Genomic DNA, 2120 nt, shown 5'->3' with positions numbered 1-2120 from the left:
ACTGAGGGGTTAGGCCCGACGCGGCTAAGCACGGTGGGTCATATGAAGATGCCAATTTCGCTAAGGAACTGACTGAAAGTAGGGGTGATTTCCATCCAGCCGCTTTCTTCAATCCAACCGCTTCTCCATTCCACATCTTTGAAGTATGTGCCGATGACCCTCGGGTCTTCTGCATTCGTCCGAAAGTCCAAGGCAATGGCGACATCGTCTCCGATACTGCGATTGACGGCAACAAGAATTGAGCGATCTACATCGCGCCAAGGGAGGTCAACCGGCTCAACCTGCTTTGATCCTCTAAGCACCTTGTAGACCTCGCACACATGCGCATTGTCAAAACCGTTCGCCGTGGACTCRCGCGCGATTTCCTCGACGGACGTCAGGAAGTCCAGTGGATCGACAATGAACGGGACAACTTTGCGCAGTATGGTATCGCCTGGGTGCTGCCATCGACCTTCGTCGAGGAGGCGAGCCAGAAGGAGTGGGACTTGTGGCATCGGGATCCGTGGAATTAACAGGGCCTAACGTTCGACGTAAGGGGCGGCCCGCCTGCGGGACGTCCCCTTGACGGAGGGGTTAGCTGCCTCGCTTGCCTGAAGCACAGCCTTGAAATAGATGAGTTCAGGATCGGCTTCATCGAGATTCTCGATTGTGCCGCTAGCGACAAAGCCAGCACGGACAAACAGGCGTTGCGCCCTTGAGTTGGATGCGTTAGTGCTCGTGAAGAGCTTGGGTGTGACGCAGAGCTGCTCGGCCTGCGCCAGCAGAAACTGGCCAATGCCTTGGCGTCGATTGGCTTCGGCCACGCAGACGAGAGGAATGAAGCCGTTGCCGAAGAAGTTGTATTGCAGGACTACAAAGCCAACCAGCTCATTGCCCGCCAATGCGACGAAGCAAGACTTCTGCTCGACCCAGCAAAGCAATTCTTGAGTTCGAGCTTCGTGAACCAGAGCGTAGGCATCGCAGACGAGCAGACCAGGAAGGTCGGAGTCGCGCGCTTGGCGAAGAACTAGGCTGGCCTCAGGAGACATAGGCGGCTAACGTTCGACGTAAGGGGCTGGCCGCAGGCCAGTCCCCTTGACGGAGGGGTTAGGGCTCACGGTGCCGAACTGTGAAGGCTGCAAGAATCGTGGCAACGATGTGCGCATCGAACTGAGTATTTGGCATGATCGGAGGCATCAATAGCTGAAGAGACGAAATGCCGAGGAGGGCTCCTGCCAACACGTAGACCGAAGCAAGGCCGATGAGGATGATAAGGATTCTAGAAGTGTGATGGGTGTGAAGTAGGCGGAAGCCGACGATGAAGGCCAAGATGGCGAAGACGACGAGGACTGTGGCACCAAACGCAGCGCCGACATGCGCCAGCCATTGGACCCCACCAAAGGTACTGCCGAGGTCGAAGAAGGCCAACACAAAGGCTGCACTCTGTACAAGCCATAGGATTCCGATGGTCTTGCCATAACGGGTCATGCTTGGAGCCCTAACGTTCGAGGTAAGGGGCGGCTTGCGGCTTGCCGCAAGACGTCCCCTTGACTGAGGGGTTAGGGCTCGGCGGCTGCCTGCCCAAGACTCCCAAGCCCAGGAAGATAAGAGCTGCTCCGTATACGGCGAGAGACGTGCCCCCAAATTGCGCAAGAAGAACGGACTTGGAGCCAGAAAAGTGTGTATTGGCGACCTGGAAGGCGAGACTCTGAATCATCACGACAGGGATGACCAGCCAGCCTGTGGTAGCTTGGAAGCGCGATAGCACGTATGCGACAAGCGCCAACAGCGCGCCTGTAGCTGACCCAGAGAGAAGCAGCCAAGCCGAGGGTGTGTTCAGTATTGCTGACAGGATGGCGCTTCCACCTGTGGCGGCCAGAAAGGTCGCTCTGAGGGCTGACAGCTTCCACTTGGATGGCGACATAGTTTGCTCCTGCGGGCCTCCCTGGAGCCCTAACGTTCGACGTAAGGGGCGGCCGCAAGTGGGCGAAGCCCGCTTGTGGACGTCCCCTTGACGGAGGGGTTAGGCGSCGCGGGTTCAACAAGCAAGTGCAACACCTTCATGAAATGGGGTGGGGGGGTGGTGATACTGACCGCTTACTCATTCCGGCAAGAAGGGGTTAGCAGACATGGGGTATCAC

General features: G+C 57.4%; 3 protein-coding genes. All 3 read right to left on the bottom strand.

Annotated elements, in window-relative coordinates; genetic code table 11:
• Nucleotides 1–38: 38 nt before the first annotated feature.
• Genes AC1DYI_RS33620 through AC1DYI_RS33610 form a run of 3 tightly spaced genes read right to left on the bottom strand, consistent with a single transcriptional unit; the run spans nucleotide 39 to nucleotide 1467 of the window.
• A complete protein-coding gene (locus tag AC1DYI_RS33620) occupies nucleotides 39–494 on the bottom strand; it encodes a hypothetical protein (protein ID WP_477208446.1) in 456 nt (151 codons plus the stop codon).
• 24 nt (nucleotides 495–518) lie between these two features.
• Entirely contained in the window at nucleotides 519–1028 is a 510-nt protein-coding gene (locus AC1DYI_RS33615; RefSeq protein ID WP_477208445.1) for a GNAT family N-acetyltransferase, read from the bottom strand.
• 58 nt (nucleotides 1029–1086) lie between these two features.
• Nucleotides 1087–1467 (bottom strand): hypothetical protein, encoded by a 381-nt coding sequence (locus AC1DYI_RS33610; protein WP_477208444.1) that lies wholly within the window; start codon nucleotides 1465–1467, stop codon nucleotides 1087–1089.
• Between the last annotated feature and the right edge of the window lie 653 nt (nucleotides 1468–2120).

This window comes from Ideonella sp. P3_A4 (assembly GCF_056403075.1).
This window is presented reverse-complemented; position numbering and strand designations above follow the sequence as displayed.